The sequence below is a fragment of the Calyptranema fuscum S582 genome, from assembly GCF_055793305.1.
Genome location: NZ_JBSLYH010000021.1, coordinates 57274 through 81695, shown reverse-complemented (window position 1 = coordinate 81695; position 24422 = coordinate 57274). Strand labels below are relative to the sequence as shown.

At 49.3% G+C, this 24422-nt stretch carries 18 protein-coding genes; 10 read left to right on the top strand and 8 right to left on the bottom strand.

Going from position 1 to position 24422, the window contains the following annotated elements; all coding sequences use genetic code 11:
* Positions 1 to 143: 143 nt before the first annotated feature.
* From ACR6Z4_RS15735 to ctpA, 5 genes are all read right to left on the bottom strand, one after another.
* A complete protein-coding gene (locus tag ACR6Z4_RS15735) occupies positions 144 to 5558 on the bottom strand; it encodes a two-partner secretion domain-containing protein (protein ID WP_479718242.1) in 5415 nt (1804 codons plus the stop codon).
* 393 nt (positions 5559 to 5951) lie between these two features.
* Positions 5952 to 6302: a hypothetical protein gene (locus ACR6Z4_RS15730; RefSeq protein ID WP_479718241.1), complete on the bottom strand. Its 351-nt coding sequence runs from the start codon at positions 6300 to 6302 to the stop codon at positions 5952 to 5954.
* 341 nt (positions 6303 to 6643) lie between these two features.
* Positions 6644 to 7375, bottom strand: a complete 732-nt coding sequence (locus ACR6Z4_RS15725) for a DUF429 domain-containing protein (protein ID WP_479718240.1) — start codon at positions 7373 to 7375, stop codon at positions 6644 to 6646.
* Entirely contained in the window at positions 7372 to 8610 is a 1239-nt protein-coding gene (locus ACR6Z4_RS15720; RefSeq protein ID WP_479718239.1) for an HD domain-containing protein, read from the bottom strand. Before ACR6Z4_RS15720 ends, ACR6Z4_RS15725 begins: the two co-directional genes overlap by 4 nt.
* A complete protein-coding gene (ctpA, locus tag ACR6Z4_RS15715; protein WP_479718238.1) occupies positions 8607 to 9842 on the bottom strand; it encodes a carboxyl-terminal processing protease CtpA in 1236 nt (411 codons plus the stop codon). The genes ACR6Z4_RS15720 and ctpA overlap by 4 nt, the downstream gene beginning before the upstream one ends.
* 598 nt (positions 9843 to 10440) lie before the next feature.
* On the opposite strand from ctpA, the gene petB reads away from it, so the two are divergent.
* The 6 genes from petB to ACR6Z4_RS15685 all read left to right on the top strand — a co-directional run bounded on the left by petB (position 10441) and on the right by ACR6Z4_RS15685 (position 15966).
* On the top strand, positions 10441 to 11109 hold the full coding sequence (gene petB / locus ACR6Z4_RS15710) for a cytochrome b6 (protein ID WP_479718237.1): 669 nt from the start codon (positions 10441 to 10443) through the stop codon (positions 11107 to 11109).
* Positions 11110 to 11249: 140 nt separating this feature from the next.
* Positions 11250 to 11732, top strand: a complete 483-nt coding sequence (gene petD / locus ACR6Z4_RS15705) for a cytochrome b6-f complex subunit IV (protein ID WP_479718236.1) — start codon at positions 11250 to 11252, stop codon at positions 11730 to 11732.
* Positions 11733 to 12028: 296 nt separating this feature from the next.
* Entirely contained in the window at positions 12029 to 12481 is a 453-nt protein-coding gene (locus tag ACR6Z4_RS15700; protein ID WP_479718268.1) for an ATP-binding protein, read from the top strand.
* 622 nt (positions 12482 to 13103) lie between these two features.
* Complete coding sequence (locus ACR6Z4_RS15695) at positions 13104 to 14090, top strand: GDP-mannose 4,6-dehydratase (RefSeq protein WP_479718235.1); 987 nt, start codon at positions 13104 to 13106, stop codon at positions 14088 to 14090.
* A gap of 156 nt (positions 14091 to 14246) precedes the next feature.
* Positions 14247 to 15407, top strand: a complete 1161-nt coding sequence (locus tag ACR6Z4_RS15690) for a glycosyltransferase family 4 protein (protein WP_479718234.1) — start codon at positions 14247 to 14249, stop codon at positions 15405 to 15407.
* Positions 15408 to 15585: 178 nt separating this feature from the next.
* On the top strand, positions 15586 to 15966 hold the full coding sequence (locus ACR6Z4_RS15685) for a hypothetical protein (RefSeq protein WP_479718233.1): 381 nt from the start codon (positions 15586 to 15588) through the stop codon (positions 15964 to 15966).
* Between the two features lie 60 nt (positions 15967 to 16026).
* On the opposite strand, the gene ACR6Z4_RS15680 is transcribed toward ACR6Z4_RS15685, so the two are convergent.
* The gene (locus ACR6Z4_RS15680; RefSeq protein ID WP_479718232.1) at positions 16027 to 16446 is read right to left on the bottom strand and encodes a hypothetical protein; all 420 of its coding nucleotides are present in this window, start codon (positions 16444 to 16446) and stop codon (positions 16027 to 16029) included.
* A 610-nt stretch (positions 16447 to 17056) separates the two neighbouring features.
* Complete coding sequence (locus tag ACR6Z4_RS15675; protein WP_479718231.1) at positions 17057 to 18991, bottom strand: ShlB/FhaC/HecB family hemolysin secretion/activation protein; 1935 nt, start codon at positions 18989 to 18991, stop codon at positions 17057 to 17059.
* 693 nt (positions 18992 to 19684) lie between these two features.
* Here ACR6Z4_RS15675 and ACR6Z4_RS15670 point away from each other — a divergent pair.
* Complete coding sequence (locus tag ACR6Z4_RS15670; RefSeq protein ID WP_479718230.1) at positions 19685 to 19807, top strand: hypothetical protein; 123 nt, start codon at positions 19685 to 19687, stop codon at positions 19805 to 19807.
* Between the two features lie 735 nt (positions 19808 to 20542).
* Here ACR6Z4_RS15670 and ACR6Z4_RS15665 read toward each other — a convergent pair.
* Positions 20543 to 20719 carry a hypothetical protein gene (locus ACR6Z4_RS15665; protein ID WP_479718229.1) on the bottom strand — a complete coding sequence of 59 codons (177 nt, stop codon included), beginning with the start codon at positions 20717 to 20719 and terminating at the stop codon, positions 20543 to 20545.
* A gap of 245 nt (positions 20720 to 20964) precedes the next feature.
* Between ACR6Z4_RS15665 and ACR6Z4_RS15660 the strand changes: the two genes are divergently transcribed.
* From ACR6Z4_RS15660 to ACR6Z4_RS15650, 3 genes are all read left to right on the top strand, one after another.
* Positions 20965 to 22101 carry an ABC transporter substrate-binding protein gene (locus ACR6Z4_RS15660; RefSeq protein WP_479718228.1) on the top strand — a complete coding sequence of 379 codons (1137 nt, stop codon included), beginning with the start codon at positions 20965 to 20967 and terminating at the stop codon, positions 22099 to 22101.
* 221 nt (positions 22102 to 22322) lie between these two features.
* Positions 22323 to 23147 carry an ATP-binding cassette domain-containing protein gene (locus tag ACR6Z4_RS15655; RefSeq protein WP_479718227.1) on the top strand — a complete coding sequence of 275 codons (825 nt, stop codon included), beginning with the start codon at positions 22323 to 22325 and terminating at the stop codon, positions 23145 to 23147.
* A gap of 21 nt (positions 23148 to 23168) precedes the next feature.
* Positions 23169 to 24416, top strand: coding sequence for a sugar ABC transporter permease (locus ACR6Z4_RS15650; protein WP_479718226.1), 1248 nt, complete (start codon positions 23169 to 23171; stop codon positions 24414 to 24416).
* Positions 24417 to 24422: the final 6 nt, after the last annotated feature.

Sequence of the window (24422 nt, the reverse complement as noted above, 5' to 3'; positions counted from 1 at the left end):
AGGTTAGGCGATAAGTTATAAAGGCTGAACCTTGGAAGTTAGGTTATGAAAGATAAATAGAGGAGAAAAGAAGAAAGGGACGATCGCTTTTTTAACACTATCTCTTCGCCTTCAAGCATCTGGAAAAGCTTATTTTATTCGATTTAACGCGCAGGGCACGTAGAAGGAGGGGCGATCGCTGGCGAAGGGGTTTGGGATGATGAATGTTGTGCGATCAGTTGAACTTGCCCATCTTCACCAATCACCCAATTTTGGGCTTCCACAATGGGTTGAGGTTCAGGGTTAGATGGGGCGATCGCGGCGTGATCAGTGGGTACAGCATTCACGTGATCATCTGTGGGGTCTGGGGCTGAAGTGCTGGACGGTTCGGAAGTTAGAGAGTCGTCCTCAACCCATTCTGTTAAGACATTGTCGTTGCCTAAGACATCAGTAGGATTTTGGGGCAATCCGCCACGCCCAGTGACAGTAAAACTGCCCAGCTCTTCGCCTGCCTCATCGCCGGTCGGACAGTTTTGGGCAATCAGGTTCGAGGCATCGGCTAAATCGGCGGGTAAGCTGAGGGCACCGCGCACATCAAAGTTTGCCGCATTAATGCGCACCTCGCCATTCAACGATGGATCACTCTGAGAAATTGCTGTGATATCGCTGGTTTCTAGTTGGCTGGTGGGGTCTGGGTCGCTGAGGGCGTCTTCTCCTAGCAAACGGACGATGTCGCTGCGGCTGCGAAATTGCATGCCCACAATCGCTCGCGCATTGATGACAATAAAACCGCCTCGTCCCAAAAATGCATCGGATGAGATGTCATCGTTGCCAGAAGGTTCGCCAATGACAAAGCCATTACTGCCCCGGATGCGGATATTGCCACCATTTCCTTGAGCTCTGACAGTTCCTGCTGTAGTAGAAATGCGACTGCCGCCGCGTAGCAATAGGATGTCATCCAGTCTACCTAAACGAATGTTACCACCATCGCCAATCCCAGTTCTAGCAATGATTTGACCGCCATTCTCCAGCCGAATGGAAGGAGACTCAATGGTAATATCACCAGCTTCTCGCAATTGATTAAAATTGCTTTCTCCACCCCCAATTTCACCCCGTCCAAAGCTGCTAACGGTGAGTAAAGCGCCATTGAAAATATTGAGTGAATTTGCACTGATGGCGATACTACCGCCCCGTCCTTCACCGCCAAAGTCAACCCCACTAAACACGGCGCTGGCGAAGCCACTGTCACTCACACCGTCGAATAAAATATCATCGGCAAACAGGTAAACGTCTCCGGCATCACCCTGCCCAGCGGTGCTGGCTACAAATTGGGCACCATCGGTGATAGAGAGCGATCGCGATCGCTCGATTCCTTGAAACTCGAAAGAATTCGAAAAGATCAGATCGCCAGCAAAGAGAGTACCCCCTTTCCCGGTCGTACCAAAGCCCATGCTGCTAAAGATGGTGCTGTTATCCAAAACAATATCGCCGCTGACATCTAAAAATACGTTTCCGGCATTACCGATGCCTGCGGGAATATCATCATTCGGATCATTGAAATCACCGAAGTTGATGCCATCGACCTGGGTTTGCAACTGTGCCCCATTCGTGAGCGACAGAAATGGGGTAGTGAGCAAAATGAATCCGCCTCGACCACTCGCCCCTGACTCGATATTGCTAAAAATACGACTGTTATCCAGGGAAATATGATCGGTTGCCAAGACCAGGACGTTGCCTGCAATGCCCGTACCTCCTGGATTGACCTGGGTTTGCAATTCAGCGTTGTCCGTCAACTCCACCGACGGAGCACCCACAAAGATCAGTCCGGCATTCCCTCTTGCACCATTTTCAACCGTCGTGAAGACGGCTGCGGTCCCGGATAACGAGACTAAATTTCGAGCCGTTAAATAGACACTGCCTGCATTTCCGGCTAAGCCCTGGCGAAAGGTGCTACTGCTGACTTGCGCTAAGTTATCTAACACCACAGAACCAGCTGAGAGTGAGACAGTTCCGGCATTGGCTCTACCGAATGTATCGCTAGAAATCCGGCTGCGTTCACCCGTGACGTAAATGCGATCGCCTGCCCGTAAATCGACTAATCCAGGCGGAATATCGAAGGCACCAAAACTAGAGGCACTGATTTCTGCACCATTGCTAACCGTCAGCGTCTGGGCACGGGCAAAGATACTACCACTGCTGGGACCATCGGCTAATTCTGAGCGTGCCTGCAATCCGCTCGGGGCAATGTCAGGATAAAGGGATGAGCCAACTTGATCAATGATGCCCCGTGCACGTTCCTCTGCCTCGGCGCGGGTCAGGGTATTGCCAGGTTGATTCAAAATCGCATTGGTCACGTCTTGAACGCGATCGCCAAAATTCAAATCACTCCCCGAAATGCGGACTTGTCCCGTTGCTCGAACCCGAATACTTCCAGCCGCTCCAGAGCTAAAAGCAGCCGCTAGAATTTGACCCCCATTGGTCATAAACAAATCGTCCACATCTACACGCACGGTTCCACCGATACCCGCAGAACGACTGCGCACACCAATTACGGCTCCATCGTTCAACCGCAATGTCCCGGTTGTCACCCGAATATTGCCGCCCTGACCTGTGGTTTCTGTCGTGGTGTTGGCAGATGGTTCAGTAGAGGCAAATAACCCACTAGAAAAACCGCCGACTCTACCATCTGGCAAGTTATCAGCAAGTGCCGTTCCAGAGATCGTTACAGACGAAGGTAGGGTGGCATCAAGCGGCTCCAGGGTAATATCTCCGGCTCTACCCGCGCCTCCCACCGTTGAGGACACAACTTCAGCGCCACCCAATACAAATAAGTCTTGACTGCGGAGCGTGATATCGCCCCCCCGGCGATTGCCTCGGGTCGTGGCATTGATATTTGCCAGATCAGAGAGCACAACGAGTGGACTGGCGACCGTAATATCTGCTGCTCTACCCAACCCAAACACATCCGACGCTTCTAGCGCACTGGCAGAACTGACGGGATCGATCGTACTCCGGGTTCTACGAAAAGCTTCATCTTGGGTTAACCCCGCATCTAGAAAAGCATTCAACAATTGCCCAAAACGCGTTGCGAACTCGGGGTCACTACCTCGGATCAAGACGCGATTGCTGGCATTTACCTGAATATCGCCTGCTGCCCCCCGATCAAAGGTTGCCGCAAGAATCTGTCCGCCCCCCGTGACTACTAAATTTTCTAGATTGAGCACGATCGCTTGTCCGTTGTCGCCGCCACTATCGGCGGAACTACGGCTACGGGCACTTAAAACCCCGCCATTTTGCACGCGCAGGGTACTTGTAGTGACATTAATGGTGCCACCTCGACCTGTTGCCCCCGCTTCTGTCGTAGCAAATAAGCCACTGGAATAACCCCCATCGGCATTGCCGTTGCTATCAAGTCCGGTAAAGGGGGCGACACCTGAAATTCTCACGAGTGAATCCAACGCCGGATCCAACGGCACCACCAAAATATCTCCCCCTGCACCTGAACCAAAGGTACGAGTTAAAACACCTGCGCCTCCAGTAATGGTCAGAACTTGGGCACGAATGCCAATATTACCCCCTGACCCAATACCATAAGTATCAGCAAACAAAAAAGCGCGATCGCTCAGTCTGACCAACCCGCCACGCACAATAATTTCCCCAGCATTTTGCGCCCCATTGATGCTGCTGTTGGTAGCAGTTAAGCTACTATTGCGAATAACAACGGCAACCGGAACGGTGAGGTCGTTACTGCCTAGTGGGTCTGTCGAACCAATAAAAATCCGTCCAAAGTTGCCATCAGCGGCGATCGCACTGCCATTAGTAATTTCAACATTCTGAGCCGCGTCAATAAAAATATCACCGGCAAAGCGATCGGCACCCACATTCTCGGCTCGGATGCTAACATTATCCAGAAAAACCGATCCCTGGGTTGATTCAATAAAAATTCGGCTGTAATCATCCAGGGTTGAATTATTGCTGGTTGCCGTAATGTTGCGAGTGCGAATATCGTCACGGGCAAACAGGGTAATATCACCCCCAACCCCCAAAGTCGGGGGTGTTTGAGCCTGATCAGCACTTGAGAGCAAGTCTCCTCCCAACGTAATGCTGCCGGTGGGTGCAAGCAGGGTGATATTGCCGGCAATCTGACCATCTACAATCGTGCGAGTGTCAATTGTGCCAGCCGTTTGAATATCGCCGCGCGCATAAATCAGGGTATTGCCATAGGTGCTGATCCGCCCCGTGCTGATGGTTCCTGTCGAAACCGTGTTGGGACTGTATTGATTGGTCAGCAGTACTTGTCCTTGATTGGTCAACGACCCCGATTCATTGATAATATCTCCGATGGTGATATCAGCACCCGTTGCGGCGGCATTGACCGCAGGTGCCCCCGGTAAAAAGCCTGGAGGGGGGTCAGGGATACGTCCAACAGGGGCAAAGGCAGTGGTTCCAGCCCGAATATCAACCGTTGGCACAGCACTGCCATCAATTGGCACGGTGATGCCACCCACAAGGTTGACGGTTTCTTGCAGTGAATTAGCGGTTGTATCTACACCTGTAATGGTAATGCCGCCTGGAATAGAGACACTACCCCCCGCCAAAATATGCAAAGAGGCACCATTGTAGCTATCGAAACTGACATCACCACTGGCACGAATCACGGGATCATCGGGACTTTCGAGTTGCCCCAGTTGATGGGTCAGGGTTTCAATCTTAAAGTTACTACCACTCCAATAATGGGCATCACCACCAATGGTATTTGCCGATCGCAACACCATATCGCCATTAGAGAAAAAGCCACTATTGGGATGATTCAACGCAAAAATATTAACTGATTCATTACCTTGAAGTACCATGCGATCGCCTGCTGTGGCAATAAAGGGAGCCGTAGAGCGATCGCGAATAATTAATCGATCTTGAGCTTGAAGATTTAAATCATGTCCGGCATGAAGCTGTCCTTGCAGATTCAAAACATTGGCAGATAGAGTCAGATCTTGCCCGGTCGATAACGTAGCACGATTGCGAATTATGCCAGCGTCTAAATTGCCATACTGCAAACCTAAGGGGACACTGACTCGCAGCAAGGGTGCCCCTGCCGGATCAACGGCACTAAAGCTACTGCCATTGGGAAACGTAAACCGATCTGCGGTACTGGCTAGAAACGAGCCATTGATATCCAATTGGGCATGGGGTGCAAAGATAATGCCATTGGGATTGAGCAAAAACAAATTGGCAGAGCCATTTACACCCAGGGTGCCACGAATATTGGAAACATCCGTACCTGTCACCCGACTGAGAATATTTTCGACGCCCGCAGGATTCGCAAAATAGACCCGTTGCCCACCATTGACGTTAAATTGCTCAAAGCTATGAAACAGGTTTGACCCGCGCACCGCTCCGCCGTCAATCTGCTCAGCCCAATCACCCCGAATTCGGACGCGAGGCGTGACATGCGACGTTTCGTTACCCAAGGTAGCGTCAGGGATAATCTGAGCCCAAACAACATCGTTGCTCGGCAGTAACGCACCTAACAGTCCGGTTGCAATTACAAGGTTACTCACCTTGCTAGGACACCATGCCATGCTAAATTCTTCCTATACTGCGTCGATGGACTAGTAGTTCAAACACTAAATTTTGCAAAGGGAGGGTTGGGGACTGCGCCCCCAAAAAGTTCACCCCCTCCAACGTCTCTAAAGCTATTAATTTGGTGTACCAGTCGGTAGGGGTATGTGTGAAATATTTTTCGTTGGGCAGACGTCATTCGTCCAACGAAAAAGTATTCCTTTTTTAGGACTATATACTAGTGTTGCAAACACGAAATTTTGCAACATGGGGGTTTGGGGGCTGCGCCCCCAAGAGGGGGTTTTACCCCCTCCACCCCCTCTAAAACTTTTAAGTTGGTGTACTAGGGTAATTTTGAACCAAATGACGCAGAAATAGCAAAATTTGCCAACAATTTTTAGGGTTGATAGCAATCATTCATTTTCTGGCAAAAAAGCATATAAAATTTCGTCGGGTTCGTCTTCAATATCGTCGTCGTCAACGGAAATATGCAGATTTGTAGTCGGTGCAATCGAGGACGATTGCAAGGAAAGCTGGCTGAGTTGTTGCACCTGGAGAGTCAGGATAGCAACTTTACTTTCTAATGTTTCCAATCGCTCTAATGAAGCGTAAGTCGGATGATTGCCCAGCTCAAAAAATTGCATCAGCACATCCACAACAGCACTTGAAATACTGGTGATGTTTTGAGTGTCCTGGTATGCCTTCAGACGGTCTAGCAATTCTGGGGGTAATTGAATGGATAAGGAAAACGAATTATTTAGCATGGGTACGGGTAAGTGACACGGAGCGGGTTAGGTCTTAGAGGGTGTTTTGAAAGTCCTACTGTTGGTATCAAAATGTTTCAGATCCCCCTAAATCCCCCTTCAAAAGGGGGACTTTAGAACCAGTTCCCCCCTTTTGAAGGGGGGCTAGGGGGGATCAGCCGGTGTCGAAAATCACAACCGACCACTTTTCAAACATCCTCTTAGCAAACATAGTACGGCACCGATCGCCTATCCCGTTGAGTTAGGGCTAGTATCCAAAACCAAACGTTTTAGAGGGGGTGGAGGGGGTTCTACCCCCTTCACCCATATCGCATTTAGGATTTGCAGTGCTAGAGAGTACATCATTCTGCCTTGGGCACTGGAACAACGATATACCCCGTACTGCGATCGCCCAATACCAGATTTCGCTCTAACCCCCAGTACCACCAATGCGCCGCCACGTAGGCACAGATCAAGCTATCCAGTTGATCCTCAACGGCTTTCAAGTCGCTGCCACGTTCAGGAATAGGGGGGAGATGGCGATCGCTCAGATCCAGTGCTGGGGTAAGGGTCGGCAACACAGTCAGCATATAATTCCTCAGGCGAAGCAATTCTAGCCGACGCTCTGCCAATCGTCCCTTTTTATATTTGAGAATGCGATCTAAGCCAAACAGATGCACGATCGCAGGATGAGGAAATACTTCAATCTGATGGCGTCCGGGGTGTTGCGGGTCTAAGACCGGAGCGTGAAGAAATCCTCTGGCTTCCAGGCTCAGCCCCAGTGCTACCGTTCGTTCGGCAAATGGACTGCCCAGATTTGCCGGGTAGCAGCCTGCATGGTAACGCCCAAAGTATTTGTGGGTAAGGCGATCGCACAATCGCATTCCAGTCGCATTGGGAATCAGTGTGGGGGCATCAACGGCAATAATGCCTGCTTCATCGGGCGAAATTTGGCAATCAACCCATGCCAAAATATCAGCGATCGCATCCAGGCGCTGTAATGCGACTAACTGCAACTGCCCTGCCTGCCACTCTAAGCAACATAAGCCACTGGGCTGCGATCGCCAACCAAAATCAATGCCAAGACATTTCATACATCGCTCACGGCTACTTCCCTCGGATAAATTAGCCAACTGCGCTTCCAGGGTTGGATCAAGGTTTTCACCAGAGGAGACAGATCACTGATTTCTATCAGCCCCCGTTCGGTTTGCAATTTAATGCCGCGTTGATACAGCGTATAGCCGCTACTAAAGGTCGTTCTCAAACAGGTGTAATAGTCAGGTTCCATACCTTTTTCGTGCAGCTGATTTCGAACCCGCTGGAGTAAGCTTTGTTGCTCGTCGGCTTCAAGGTGAGTAATTTCGAGTGCTTTAAATAAATCTCGATCTAAAAATCGACGACAGAGATCTGCCAACACGGGGTCAGTCTGCTGTTGCCAGCGTTGTAGATGATAGAGAAATACACCATCATCAGCGTCTAAGTAATGGCGCAATGGCAATTCGTTACAATCTTTCCACAGCCAAGCCTGAACAGTTTCATCCGCAACCAGTTGAGCCGATGACAATTCTCTGGCTCGCGTAAATGCTTGTTCAAGCACCCAGGATGCCGCCAGATTTTTGGGATGGTTGTAAATCTGGGCGTACATAAAATAACGCACGATCAGATAATGTTCGACCGCTGCCATCCCTTTAATGGCGACAACCAGTTGTTGGGTGACGGGGTCGTAGTCGAGGGCAAGCAGAATTCGATCCAGGTCGATTTTGCCGTAGGTTGCCCCCGTAAAGTAGCTATCACGCATCAGATAGTCAAAGCGATCGCAATCCAGCTGGCTCGACACCAACTGCCACACCAGCGGAACCGGATGGTCTTTGCGGTAGATCTGTTCAATTTGCGGTAGTAAATTGGGGTCAAATCCATCCAGCAATTGCCGTACAGGCTGAGATTCTCGCAAAATTCTGACCGTCCAATGTTCATGCTGACAGCCAAAAATTTCTTCGCAGGTGTGGCTAAAAGGTCCATGCCCAATGTCATGCAGCAACGCAGCGCAAAGAACAGCAGCTCGATAGGGTTGGAGCAGCGGGTAGTGATGCGCAAGGCGATCGAACGCGCGACGGGCGATCGCCATTACCCCTAAGGAATGGGTAAACCGAGAACTTTCTGCCCCATGAAAGGTCAGGCTGGCAGGTCCCAGTTGGCGAATCCGGCGCAATCGTTGAAAAGCAGGCGTATCAATCAGATGAATCAGCAGAACGGCAACCGGATCACTGCGATCCAGCACGATCGCACCATGCAGGGGGTCATGATAAATCCGACTCAGGGACTGACTCACGCTGCATCTGCCAAAACACCTGGGTTGGCTAACAGCTCAACGGCAGCTTGAAACTGACCATCGGCAGCCGTTGCCACTTGATCTCGTTTAATCGGTTCGATCGCGACCTCCAGATCGGGGTTAATGCCCTGGCGGTTGATATCACTGTGGTTGGGCGTTTCATACTTGGCGATCGTTACAGCCAGACCTGACCCATCCGACAGGTTAAACAGCGATTGAATCAACCCTTTGCCAAAGGTGCGTTGCCCTACCAATTTGGCACGACCATTGTCTTGCAGGGCACCTGCCAAAATTTCGCTGGCACTAGCAGTCCCCTGGTTGACCAAAACCACTAAGGGGTCGTCGGTCAGCGCATGACCATTGGCAACAAAACTATCTTGAATGCCTTCGCGGTTGACGGTATACACAATGGTGCCTTCATTTAGCCAAAGCTTGGCAATTTCGATACCTGCCTGCAATAAGCCACCGGGATTATTGCGCAGATCCAAAATATAAGCATCAGCATTTTGCTTTTCCAGGCGACTGATAGCATGGGCTAGCTCAACCGTGGCATTGGCATTAAATTGGCTGAGGCGAATATAACCCAGGTTCGTGCCATTCGCCTGATGTTGCAATTCTGAATGAACCGGGTTCAGGCTAATGCGATCGCGGACTAACTCAATGTCTTGGGGTGCAGATGATTCTCGCAGCACCGTTAGCATTACCCGACTGCCCGTGGGACCCCGCATCCGATCCGCCGCTTCATCCAAACTCAGATCCGCTGTAGATGCGTTATCAATTTTAATAATGCGATCGCGAGCTTTAATACCAGCCTGGTCTGCCGGAGATCCTTCGATCGGGGCAATCACCCGCAATTCGTTTGCCTGAAGGTCTTTGGTAATTTGCAAGCCCACACCCGTCAATTCGCCTGAGGTATTGGTCTGAAGACTGCGATATTGATCGGGGCGCAATAACCGGGTAAAGGGGTCATCCAGAGACGCGAGCATCGACTGGATAGCGGTATAAGTTTCCTCGCGATTGTTTAGAGGCTGGCGCAATGCATTCTGGCGCACAAACCACCAATTTTGGTGATTAAAGCTGCTGTCTACATACGCCCTATCTACAATTCGCCAGACTTCACTGAGCAACTTTTGTTCTTCTGTAAAGGCTGCGGCTTGGGGGATAAAGTACCCCATTCCGACCGTCATCAGCAAAATGAACAGTAACCCAATCCGAAGAATTCGTCTTCTCATATGTGAAGAAAATATTAAAAATTTGTCAGGCTAAACGAGAACCCGCCAGCGAACCTATTCCTGGCATGTTTTTTTGTAACAGTTAATTAAGCAAATTTGGTCTACGAATTAAATTGCTATCTTAGCAGACGTGGCGGGGGTACTGGGTTCGAGAACCAGGCTGGAGTCGAGAGAGCAGTTACACTCGACGGCAGAACAAGGGATACGGGATAAGGGATACAAGCGGCGGTGCAGTCTGTAGCCCGTTCAACTTATGATACCCATGGCAGGATTTTCGGGACAAGGGCAAAGATCTCACAACAAAAATCATTACCAGAATCATCCCCCAGCGACCCCAACCTCAACTCCAGAGCAATCCTGAATGGATTGTGAGAGGGCGTGCGCCCTCTCACAATCCGCTTATCCGCTTGTCTTACGACTCATGGGTAGGACTGCCATAGAGCCTTATAGCCATCTCAAATTGGGTTGTGGTGTGATAAGGGCTAAATCGAATCTCATCACGGCAAAACCAAATTCACTCCTCATTTAAGACTGCTATAGCTGAGAGCTATGTTACATTTTTTATTGACAGGCATACATCTTTTGGAAATCTTGCTTCATGTTTACTAAGCAGGTCACTGACTCAAAAGCATTTCAGTGGTTCGAGGAGCGGCTTGAGATTCAAGCGATCGCGGATGATATCTCCAGCAAATACGTTCCTCCTCACGTTAATATTTTTTACTGTTTGGGCGGAATTACCCTCGTTTGTTTCGTCATTCAGTTTGCGACCGGCTTCGCAATGACCTTTTATTACAAACCCACTGTTACAGAAGCGTTTGCATCTGTTCAGTACCTGATGAACGAGGTTAGCTTTGGCTGGCTGATCCGTTCCATCCATCGCTGGTCTGCCAGCATGATGGTGCTGATGATGATCCTTCACGTTTTTCGGGTTTATCTCACAGGCGGATTCAAAAAGCCCCGCGAGTTAACCTGGGTAACAGGCGTCATCTTGGCAGTTACAACGGTGTCCTTTGGTGTAACGGGTTATTCCTTACCTTGGGATCAGGTTGGCTATTGGGCGGTTAAAATCGTATCTGGCGTACCAGATGCCATTCCTCTCGTCGGACCTTCGATGGTGGAATTGCTGCGGGGTGGTGCTAGCGTCGGTCAGTCAACCCTGACTCGCTTCTACAGCTTGCATACCTTCGTTCTTCCCTGGGCAATTGCGGTCTTCATGCTGCTGCATTTCTTGATGATCCGTAAGCAAGGTATTTCCGGTCCTTTATAACTGCATTAATCTTTCCTGTTGTCAGCACGACCACACAGAAAGGCTCGCTTCATGTGGACTTCGCTCAAGTCCAACTGTTAGTATCTTTTAATCCCCCGATCTTCACTGCTTGACCCAGGACGTTTAGGAGAACACAATAGATGGCAACGATTAAGAAGCCAGATCTCAGCGATCCAGCACTTCGCGAGAAGCTGAAGAAGGGCATGGGGCACAACTATTATGGTGAACCCGCTTGGCCCAATGATTTGCTCTACATTTTCCCGGTCGTGATTCTCGGTACGATCGCCTGCTGCACGGCTCTGGCTGTATTAGACCCCGCCATGGTTGGGGAACCAGCAAACCCATTTGCAACGCCTCTGGAAATTTTGCCGGAGTGGTATTTGTATCCTGCGTTCCAGATTCTTCGGATTGTTCCTAACAAGTTGTTGGGTATTGCATTGCAAACCGCAATTCCTCTCGGCTTGATGCTAATTCCCTTTATCGAAAGTGTGAACAAGTTCCAAAATCCGTTCCGTCGCCCGGTTGCGACCACGGCATTCTTATTTGGCACAGCCGTAACACTGTGGTTGGGTATTGGTGCAACCTTCCCCATTGACAAATCTTTAACACTGGGTTTGTTCTAAGATTTCGTTTCAATTGCTTGAGCCTGTATTGTTGAGTGGGTTGTGCGATCGCACGTCTGCCCAACAATGCAGGTATTCTCTTTTTAAATCCCCAAAATGGTTGATCCAGACCGTTGAGCCTTGCGCTATCTTAATAATCCTCAGGTTATGCCCTGTAGCAAGGTATATTAGGCTTGATCAGGGGCTAATGGTGTGATGGTTCGCTAAATACCGCTCGATAGAGAGGGGTGTTCGTCACACAGCCAATTCAGCTCTGATGAGATCGCAAATTTAATAAAATCAGCTGCTAAGTCATGATGTTGCAGCAAACTCATTTGACCGTCAACAGCGACTTAAACCTTCTTGTTCAAATACAAGAATGGTTTAAGCGATTTTGTCTAGACTATGGTTCAGAGACTTTCTGGCTGAGCCATCAAGTTTATCCCTTGAGTCTGGCATTGACCGAGGGTTTTACGAACGCGGTTCGCCATGCGCATCATAATTTACCTCTCGAAACAAGTATCGAGCTTGACTTAACCCTATGGGACGATCGAATTGAGATCCGCATTTGGGATCAAGGCAACCCGTTTGATCCAAACTCTGTAGAAGAACCCAAACCCGGAACCCTGCGGCAGGGGGGGTATGGCTGGTTTTTATTGCGCCGGTTGGCAGATCAGGTCGTTTATCAACGATCGCCAGATCATCGAAATTGTCTTTTGATTGTCAAATATCGGGTAAAGCAACCCAGTGGTTCGGAAGTGCCAACTTAGGGATCTGAAACATCAATGTTTCCCAGTGCGTTTCGAAGGGACATTGGGGCGATCGCCTTAAAGATTTGGTTAACCCTTTCTGAAAAATCTGAGTTTTCCAGCGATCGATTTGTTAGGATTTAGCAGCAATCAAGGGGTGTAGCAATCATTGACGTCTAAACCCTGATGTCCAATCCGTTTGCCAAGCTGACTGAAGATCACAGATTCATCTAATCCCGTCTCTATAGCAATTGAGTAGATGGTTAGAACAGTGGGGGTGTGGGGGCTGCGCCCCCAGCCAGGGGTTCCACCCCTGCACCCCGTTCAACCAGCCTCTCGGCTGCTATATAAGAGGATGCATCGAATTCAAAGCGGGGGTGGAGGGGTCTACGCCCCTTCGTGGGGTCTCACCCCCACCCCCTCTCACACGTTGCAAACTCATATTTAATTGGTGTGACCTGTCACTCTTTTTGAGAGAGCGACGGCAGAGCCGTCGCTCTCTCAAAAAGAGTTGGGATTTTGTAAAATCCATGATCTTTAGCACCAGCCATTGACCGGATTTGGGATGCGTGCTCAGCTCTAACCAATTACTAAACCCTGGAATCTTTCCACTAACGGAAGGATAAAGGATATGCGTTAAACCATGGAAAAGACAGCTCTAATCACTGGAATTACGGGTCAAGACGGGTATTACCTCAGTCGATTGTTATTAAGCCAGGGATACCGCGTTGTGGGGTTGGTGCCTCCCCATCGACAAAGCAATTTATCCAGGTTAGGAGATCTGGTGGAACGGGTTGAAATTTATCCGGTGCTACTGACCGATCCAAATGCCTTATTAAAAACCGTTGAACAGTTTCAACCGCACGAAATTTATAATCTAGCCGCGCCGAGTTTTGTGCCGGCGTCTTGGGAAGATCCATTAGGCACCCTTGATCTGGTTACTGGTACAGCCACCCGTTTACTGACAGCCGTCAGACAAGTGGGTTTAGCGACTCGGTTTTATCAGGCAAGTAGTTCTGAAATGTTTGGAGAGGTGACGGAATCACCTCAGGATGAAAACACCGCATTTCGTCCCATGAATCCCTACGCGGCGGCTAAAGTTCATGCGCATTGGACGATGGTGCACCATCGTCAACGCTACAACCTGTTCGCCTGTAGCGGCATTTTATATAACCATGAGTCACCGTTAAGACCGCCGAATTTTGTGCCCCGAAAAGTATCTTTAGCCGCTGCTTCGATCAAATTAGGGTTGAGCGATCGCCTGGAAATTGGTAATCTCCGGGCTAAACGAGACTGGGGATTTGCCGGGGATTATGTCGATGCCATGTGGCGGATGTTGCAGGTTGACCAGCCAGAAGATTTTGTCATTGGCACAGGTCAACTTCACTCAGTCGAAGACTTAGTCTCTGCTGCATTTGCCTGCGTAGATCTGGATTGGCATCGGTATGTCAAAGTCGATCCTAAATTGCTTCGCCCTGATGAACATTATCAACTCGTTGCCAATCCGACAAAAGCCAAAGAGAAACTGGGTTGGCAACCTCAGGTGACGTTTGATCAGTTAATCGAAGAGATGGTGCATAAAGATGTAGAGCGTTTACAGTCCGGGGCGATCGCCCCGGCTGTGTCCTAAACGCGGGTTTAGCCCCTGAAGTTAACGTGTCTTCTTTTTGAGAGAGCGACGGCTTTGCCGTCGCTCTCTCAAAAAGAATTAGGTTTCATTAAATTCCTGATCTAAACGACTCGTATTTGAAAGATTTGCCCTTATACACTGCTAAAACATGCTGCGATGGTCAAGTCAAATCGTTCGTATCTATTTGTCTTTCTGGAGATTTTTAGTCGAGAGGGTGGCATTCAATCCTACGTGCAGGATATTTTTCGCAGCTACCTGTCATTGCCCCAGCAAGCACCTGCGGATGTCTTTCTGCTCAGGGATGGAGCCGATTGTATCAATCCCTTTACCACCGGCTCGTTGACCTTTCATTACTTTAAAACTCAGCCGCCCAGTGTAGGACGGTTGCGCATGGCGATCGCCTTATTCACCTATCTCCTATGGCATCGTCCTCAGCATGTGTTTTGTGGGCATATCAATCTGGCACCGCTGGTCGCATCTGTCTGCCGTCCGCTGGGCATCCCTTACACCGTCTTGACCTATGGCAAAGAAGTCTGGCAGCCAGTGCCGACTTCGGCTCGGTGGGCATTGCAGCACGCCGATCAAATTTGGACGATTAGCCGCTATAGTCGCGATTGTGCGTGCGCCGCTAACCAGCTTGATCCGGCAAAATTTCGGCTATTACCCTGTGTGGTGGATGGCGATCGCTTTACACCGGGAGAAAAATCGCCCGAGTTGGTTAACACGTATGGCTTAGCTGGATCTATCGTGTTAATGACAGTTGCGCGCCTGTGGTCCGGCGATATTTACAAAGGGGTGGATGTCACGATCCGGGCATTACCGGCGATCGCTGAACTATTTCCCACTGTGAAATATTTAGTGGTGGGGCGGGGCGATGACCAACCGCGTCTTGCCCAACTGGCAAACGATTTAGGAATTTCCGACCGTGTCGTGTTTGCCGGGTTTGTCCCAACTGAGGCTCTGGTCGAGCATTATCGCCTGTCAGATGCGTATATCATGCCGTCACAAGAGGGGTTTGGCATTGTCTATTTAGAAGCGATGGCGTGCGGTGTCCCCGTGCTGTCGGGTGATGCCGATGGGTCTGCCGATCCGTTACAAGATGGTCGCTTAGGCTGGCGCGTTCCCCATCGTGACCCGGTAGCCGTCGCTACCGCCTGTATCGATATGCTCAACCATCAGGCAGCCGCAGCCCTTGGGAAGGACTATGATCAACGCTGTGATGGCGTTTGGTTGCGGCAGCAAGCGTTAGCTGCTTTTAGTCAGCCAGCCCTGGCGGATCAATTGGGAAAACTGCTCACCGACCTGGACGCACGATAATACGAATTTTCCGCGTGCTTCACCCAGCCATAAAATTGGGTGGGAGTGCCGTACGCAGCGCAGCATCCCCACCCAATTTCGTAACCCAAATCAGCAACGCCTCCAATTTGTCAGAGACCTGATGAATTGAGGAAGGATAGAATGGATAGAATAACGATTTTAGAAGCGGGAGCTTGCAGTGAACCAAAATGGTTTTAAGAGTCTCCAAATCAACATACCGAGTATCGGCTTTTGGCTGACGCTGATTGTATTTTTTTGGTTGATCGGGGCAGTGGGTGTAGTGTGGTTGATCAAATCCATTCTAATTTTGATCGGCTTCTTGATCCTCACCCCTGTGATTGCGTTTATCGGGTTTCGTTGGTGGCTAAAACGCAATCTCGTAGATGCCCAATGCCCCGTATGCAGTTATCAGTTTACGGCGGTTAAAGGCATGGAGTTTAGATGTCCTAGCTGTGCAGAACCGCTGCAAGTAAAAGAGGGACACTTTATCCGCTTAGCACCTCCTGGTACCGTTGATGTGGAAGTGATTGAAGTGTCCTCACAGCAACTCAAAGACTAGAGATTTGCCAGAATTGGGCAGTTGCCGCCCTCAGGAGTTTGTTCGTGGATGAAAGGGAATTTAGTTTTCTTGAGTGATCGATAGGGTAAAGGCACTGCCGGCATTAGCGCGATCGCCCACAAACACGGAGTAGCTCCCTTGCTGCCAAACTCCTGGCACCGTGATACCACCCGCGCCTTGTTCTGCTGGGATGCAGATGGGGCTACCTGGACCTGTAATCAACAATGCCATTTGACCACTGCCTTGCACAGCGAAGGTTAGAGACGTGGCAGGCTCAGTTACCTGAACGACTTGATTTGGGGTTGCAGAAAACATGAAGCCCCGACAGGAATTGTTAGATTGTGCTCCACCCGAGTTGCCTCTGACCACAACAGTCGAATTCAACGGTGTTTGGACAGGGTTGCTATAAGCACTTGGCGCAATCACAAGAGCGATCGCCAGGGCTGTGGGAGCTGCCATCCAATGCATTAGGTTTTTCATAATTGTCGTTCCCCCACATACGGGCTTAGGGTGTGTATCTTTCATGTCTCGATCATAGGTTTACTGGCAGGATGACTGCGTCAGATCTATGACAGTTCCCATAGCGGCATGAGTCTGGGGTTTCTACAACCACGTATAATCAAATGCTCCATAGCTTTAGAGATTGAACATACAATTCAGGTTTGGTGTGGCACGGCTCCGCCGTGCCACACCAAACCTGGGATTTTCACTAAATTTTGCCCCATGGGGGTGGGGGCTGCGTCCCCACGCAGGGGTTCCACCCCTGCACCCCCGTTGTAAAACGTTTAAGTGGGTCTATTAACAGCTCCATTAGGAATCGTGGATTTAATAGAACCGGATTCTTGCGTAGGATGTGTTAGCGCAGCGTAACGCATCGACTCTAGGGCTTGTGATACGTTACGGCGATCGCCTAACACATCCTACAAAAACCGATCTGATTTACTTCTCATTCCTTAACTTGAATAACTGTTTTGGGAGAGTGCGGCTCCGCCGCACTCTCCCAAAACAGTTGTGGATTTTAATTTTGTAAAGATCCATGAGGTGTGAGCAATCAATCGGTGTTGCAATGATATGGGCTATACGGATCAGGCTAAAACAGCGAGTAAATCAGTGAGAAATAGATGCCGTTTTCCTGCCAGGTTTTCTCTCTAGAATCCACCGAAACCAGTGGGATGCCCCAATCTAAGCGGGCACTAAAGCGATCGCCCTGTCGCCATTGCAACCCCAGACCCACCCCCACTAAATGATCAGGACTTGGATCTGGGCTATTGCCATTATTCCAACCTATCCCCAGGTCAAAAAATGGAATCACCTGAAGCAAACCATCAATACTGCGGACTCGGAGAACCGGAAAGCGTAACTCGGCAGATGCCAATGCGCCGTTATCAGATAGTAAAAAATCCTGGCGATAGCCCCTGACACTAGTCTGACCCCCAATGCCAAACTGTTCCAGCGGTAGCATTGTGCCATCGGAAAGCTGGACATCGGTTCGCACTAACAGCAGCGTATCTGGTGCTAAAAGGCGTACCCATTGTCCCTGTCCTCGCCACGAAAAGAATCGGCTGTCAGGGGCATTGCTATTCACCGTTGCACCCAGGGCATCTAACCCCAAACTAAACTGCGATCGCGCTGCCAGAACGTGCCGACTGCTACGCTGCGTCCATTCTTGAAAAAAGCGTAGTGCCGTGACCCGTGTGCGACCCTCTTCATCGGCACCGGGCGATAGAGGAAACCCGCCAATATCATCAAAGCCCAATTCAGTACGACTCGTCTGGTGAGAAGCCGTGACACCCAACGCAAATTCTTCACTAGGGGTCTGGAACAACGGTTGGCGATAGGTGAGTTCGTAATACCGCGATTTAGCCTGGATATCGAGTGCATTAAACGGATCTTCAATCACTTCACTGCCCGTAATGCCAAAGGCAAATCGCAGGGTGCCATTGCGGGGATTGATCGGCAGGGTGTAACTGGTATCTACCCCATTACTCCCATCGGTATTGGTGTAACCCACAACTAAACCATCACCCAGACCCAATAGATTTGCCTGGGTCATTTCGACCTGACGACGGAAACTACCCACACTAGGCGATCGCCCATTATCCAACTCAACCTGAAGATTAAAGCTATCGGCTTCTTCGACCTGCACATTCAACAAACTGGTACCGGGGCGGATCCCGGCTGCCAATTCTGCCGAAAGATTTTGTAATAGGGGGTCAAGTTGCAGCAGTTGCAAGCCTCTCAGTAAACGATTGACGTTTAGCGGAGTCGATGCGGCGATCGCCAACCGATCGGCAATGTAGCTGGGATGTAGGCGTCGGGTGCCCGTGACATTGATGCCCTCCAACTGACCCTCAACCACCTGAATGCGAACTATTCCGTTGTCCAGGGTTTGTGGTGGAATAAACGCACCCGACGTGATGTAGCCATCTTCGGTATATAACTGCGTCACCGCAGAGCGGGCTTGCAACAACTCTGCAAAGGAGACATCGCCTGTAAAGGCTTGGGTCACAGCTGCCAACTCTTCCGGGCTAAAGACGGTGCTGCCGACCACTTCGTACGATTCCACATGGATAGTTGCAGGCACTTCACCCGGAATCGGTTCATCGGATGGGGTGGCTGGAGGTGTTGGAGCAGGCAATAACTCTTCGGGAGGGGGCAGTTGTAGCGGAGCATCGGGAAGAGGTTCTGTGGGTGGGCGATCGGGCGACAGTTGCTTGGTCTCAGAAATAGGCGACGGATCAACCGCAACAGGACGTGCTAAATCGAGAGCTGGTTTCGGTGCAGAGATGGTATGAGGGGAAAGTGATGGGCGCTCGATCGATGGGTTAGAGACTTTCGGCAATACTGGCTCTAACTTAGGACTCGCGGTAGAAACCATCTGAGGGGGTAAGGGATGGGAAGAGGCGACAGGCGGTAGATCTGTTGCGATCGCAGGTAACACCTGTACACAAAAACTGAGCAGGGTCGTTTTTAGTAAGACTGCCCCATAGGAGTAAATGGGGTCGGCATTTAATTTAGGGGGCATAGGGAAATCAGTAATAAGAAATTATGGAGAAAGCTATCACAATCCAAACCGTAATACGAGATTCTGTACAGTATTTTTTTATGACGTAAAGTTTATTATTCAACCCAACGCTTGGAAGCAGACGTTTTAAAAGGGGGAACCATCCGTTTTGCAACTCAAGACTCAGAATTGCATCACCCCAAACATTATATTTTCTGCTTCTGACAGATCTGATGTTTTATATCGAATTCCTGGCATTTGGCTGATAGCAAAGACGAGATAAATCGCGTCTTAACCCAACGTCACCCCACCCTTGATCAGACACAGTATAGGTTCACAGGATTGAGGATTGCGTAAAACCCAGATCTTTTCGAGAGAGCGACGGCAGAGCCGTCGCTCTCTCGAAAAGAATTATAAGTTATTTAATTGGGGTTGCTTAAGCAACCCCAATTGATGAGCGATCAAGCTAGAGCTAATTACAAACAATCAGATTTGTTCCAACGGCAAACGTCTTAATAGGATTTATGATTTGGAATACATTAACCTGAAAAAATCTCATTCAGGAACCGACTCGCAATAAAAATATTGACTCCAATATTGGCTCTGAATCCTGCGACAGAGCCAGAAACTAGAAAAATCCTTTGACACGACATGCATGATGATTGACGGTCAAAGGTGAGTAACTATAAGTTTAGATAAAAAATGGATCGAACCATGATGTCAATTACTTGGACTCAAATTCTTTTGATCGTTGCATCATCCATCGCGATTACGATTCTGGTTTTTGTAGTGGTGCTGATTGGCGATCGCATCTCATCGCCTACCGATCGAGATTGACATAGCAAATCGCGACTACCTCGCAGGGATTAGCTACTTAAAAAGGTAGGGTTTTCAGTCGTGCAAAAAATATTTAAAAAACGAATAAGGTATATCATTTTTGTCATCCTTCATTCGGAAGATTCTTCATATTAAGTTGTGTTTCACATTACATTTTATTGCTCTAAAGCCCTGTAACCCTAAGAAATCTGTAAAAGTAATATTCATTAGGGCATTAATTTTAAGACGCTTTTGAGCAAAGGATAGTGCTAATGGTGTAATCTATTTTGTTTTTGTAGAAAAAATTTTTCTAAGCTATTTTCAAATACAAAACATCAGATTGTTGCACTTATCTTTGTTGCCAACATTTTATTTTGTTGGTTGAAGTCAGGTACATCAATATCTTGGCTTTGATTTAATTTCAAAAAATAGTCTGATGAATGTATTGGTTGCCAGATTTGTTTAATCTGCGATCGCAATCCTGACCTATAGCGTTGAATTGAAAGGCTGCTGATCAAAGGGTTGGCTGACTGATTCGTTACCTCTAGCGATTGAATTCGGTAAAGGCGATCGCAGCTTAATTACCCTTAAATTGCAGCATTGAACGTCATACTTTTCTAAGTTGAACCATAGGGTTTATAACCCCATTGAGTGCGTTGATTTCAACGCCAGCAGATGAACTGAACGCGATGCGTTGTTTAAAGTAAAAGTCGAGATAAGCATCGTGGATTTAATCAAACCGAAGATTTATTTTTGTCAGCGCGGCGGAGCCGCACTGACAAAAATAAACGTCCGGGTTTTAACTAATTTGTGATCCTGAGCATCGAGGTCAGGGTTGAGTAATATCAAGCCCTGAGAATTGTGGATCAAATCGACGATTGAATCCTTTGCAAGGGCGAACGACCATTCGCTTACATAACAAATCATCGACATTATTTGATTTCCATTCCGACGTTGCTTAATCCTTACTTGCAAGAGTTTTCTATTTTTTAGAACTACAAATTCCATCCAATTCAGGATTTTGTATGGGAAGAACGCAACATTTATGTTGGGAAGCGCGGCGACGCTGCGTTTCCCAACATAAATCTTCAGTTTTATTCAACTCACGATCCTGAGTAGCCCCAAGCTTTACTACCAAACAAACATCAAACCCAACAATCGTTAACACGGAGGAAATAATGTTGAAACTAGGTCGAGTGGCGCACTACAGCTTACCGATTTTAGGAATTTTGCTTTTCGCTGCTTGCACAACTAATCAAGGCGGCTCTGAAACTGGATCGACAGCCGATCAATTCAACTCGGCTAAAGGCTGTATGAATGTCGGTGTCTTGCTACCCGAATCTGACTCTTCGGCTCGCTATGAAGCTTACGATCGCCCATTGCTAGAACAAGAAATTAAAGCGGCGTTACCTGGAGTCACGATTCAATATTCCAACGCCAATAACAATGCAGATACGCAGCAAAATCAAGCCGAAGCTGCCCTGACCAAAGGGGCTTGTATTTTAGTGGTAGACCCGAGCGACAGCGAAAAAGCAGCCGTGATTGTGCAGTCAGCCAAAACCACTGGCGTGCCGGTGATTGCGTACGATCGCGTGATTCAAGATCCTGATACGGCTTACTATGTGTCATTCGACAATAAGCGGGTCGGCGAATTGCAAGGGCAATACATTGTTGACCAATTCCAGCAGGGCAACTTTGAGCTACAAAAGGGAGCCAACCTGGTGATGATCAATGGCTCTCAAACCGACAACAACGCATTACTCTTCCGAGAAGGAGCACTGAGCAAGCTACAGCCCCTGGTGGATAGTGGCGATCTAAACTTGATTTTCGACCAGTACACACCCAACTGGGATAATGCCAAAGCCCAGACGTTGATGGAAGGGGTATTGACCAAAGAAACCAACAACGTCCAGATTGCCTATGTGGCGAATGATGGCATGGCAAATACGGTCATCGCCGCACTGCGGGTGCAGAATATGAACGGTAAGGTGCTGGTCACAGGACAGGATGCCACCCTCACCGGCATTCAAAATATCCTCACGGGCGACCAGGCAATGACGATTTATAAGCCCATCATCGACGAAGCCAGAGCCACTGCCCAATTGGTAGCTGCCCTGAGTAAAGGAGAAGATCCCGGTAGTTTGGTGAATGGTCAGACTGAGGTTTTAGGCGGCGCTCAGGTACCTTCTGTCTTGGCAACCCCCATCGTTGTGGATATCAATAACGTTGCTGACACGGTGATTAAAGACGGCTTCCTGACAAAAGAACAAATCTGCCAGGGCTTGCCAGCGGGCGCAGGCGGCGTTTGCCCCTAATCCAAGTGAACGTTCGTGGGGGCTGTTTGCAGGCATAAACCGTTTCTCTCACTCCTGCCCATCGTCCCTGCGAAATCAGAGCAATTTCAACCGCAAACGCAACCGATCGGAGTGCGGCAGGCACCGTTCTCTGGCAGGAGATACAGTCCCTCAGTCCTCTCCATCTGTCGCGAATTTTATTGAAGTCGGTACCCAAATTATAGGGAGGGTTGATCAAAACTATGACCAATAGCGCAGTGACCGTGACGCCAGACGAACAAGCGTCAATGGGTAGAGTGCCCCGGTTACAACTTCGGGGCATCAACAAGTACTTTGGTGGGGTTCACGCCCTCAAAAATGTGGACTTCGATGTTTATGCCGGAGAGGTGGTCGGGTTAGTTGGCGATAACGGGGCAGGCAAGTCCACCCTGATTAAAACCATGTCTGGAGCGTACATTCCAGATGAGGGTGAAATTTTAATTGATGGGCAGCAGGTGAGTATTCAAAGTCCCCAGGACTCGACTCGCTTGGGGATTGAGACGGTCTATCAAGATCTGGCATTGTGCGACAACTTAGATGTGGTTGCCAACTTGTGGTTGGGTCGTGAAGCCTATCGCACCCTGATTCCGGGTGTGCTGAAGGTGTTGGATGAGACGGAAATGGAGCGGCAAACCATTGAGGTGCTGAAGACACTGGATGTCAAAATTCCATCGGTGCGTCAGCCTGTAGCGGCATTATCCGGCGGACAACGTCAGTGCATTGCTGTGGCTAAAACGATTTTGCGGAAGCCCAAGGTGGTGCTGCTCGATGAGCCGACTGCCGCATTGGGTGTGGTGCAAACGCGACAGGTGCTGAATTTAATCCTGCGGTTGAAGGAACAGGGATTAGCGGTCGTTGTGATTTCTCATAATTTGCATGATGTGTTTGAAGTGACCGATCGCATTACCGTGATGCGTCTGGGGCAGCGGGGCGGCACATTTGAAACGCGCAATATTGCCCGCGAACGGGTTGTGGCTGCCATCACAGGTGCCGATGTCGCCGAAGTAACGCCGAATGACGCCATATAAGGGGAAGGAACCAAAATCACTATGGAAAGCTTAGATCCGAATGTTTCAAAACCTTCAGATGGGGCGATCGCCACGACCCCTCCAGAGGACACGATACAACCCACCAAACGACAAACGTTTAGTGTGCGATCGCTGATGCGGGGCGATATGGGGTTTATCCCTGTCTTGCTGACTCTGGCGTTGATCACAATTTACTTCCAACTGACTACCAGTGGCGTTTTCCTTCAGGCACGTAACTTATCAAACCTGACGCAGCAAATTGTTACGATCAGCATTCTCAGCGTCGGTGCGGTGCTGGTATTGTTGCTGGGTGAAATCGATCTGAGTTTGGCAGCCGTAGCACAGGCGTGCGCCGCCATTATGGCAGTGCTATCGGTTTATCAAAATTTCAACCCCTGGCTAGCTATTTTCGTAGCGCTGGCAGTCGGTGCGTTAATTGGGTTAGTTAATGGCTTTTTTATTGCCGTGTTGCGAGTGCCATCGTTTATTGTGACGTTGGCAGGTTCGATTGGTTATGCCGGGTTCTTGTTGCTTGTGATGGGACGGCAAACCACGCTGATTGTGCGCGATCAAACGATTCGGTCCTTAGCGCCGACCTATCTCAATGATCTGTTGGGCTGGGGTATTCCACTACTGCTAGTTGCACTCTATGCCGGGGGATTGTGGTACGAACATCGTCGTCGCGCCCAAGCTGGACTACCAACCCGTCCCATGTCGCATATCGCCATGCAAACGGGTGCGGCACTGGCGATCGCCTTGATTCTGATTATTCTGTTCCAGTCATATCAAGGTGTGCCTCAAGCGGTAATGATTTCGCTCAGCATTATTGTGGTCTTCTGGCTGGTCTTACGCAAAACCGGCTTTGGTAGACACCTGTATGCGGTAGGCGGCAATGCTGAAGCCGCACGGCGGGCAGGCATCAACGTCGTAGGCATGAAAATTGCCGTGTTTATGCTGGCATCGACACTGGCAGCCTTCGCAGGCATTATGCTAACGTCTCGCAGTACAGCAGTTGCGACTCAGGTCAGTTCTACTTTGCTGTTGAATGCGATCGCCGCTGCCGTCATTGGGGGGGTCAGCCTGTTTGGCGGTCGAGGGTCGGTTTGGGCAGTCGTGTTAGGCGCGCTGGTCATTGGCAGTTTGGATAATGGCTTAGACCTGTTGAACCAAGATCAAAGTGTCAAAAGCATTGTTCAGGGTGCGGTACTATTGCTGGCAGTGACCGCCGATGCACTGGTACGTCGTTCTGGGGTTAAGGTCGGGAAGTAATACCGC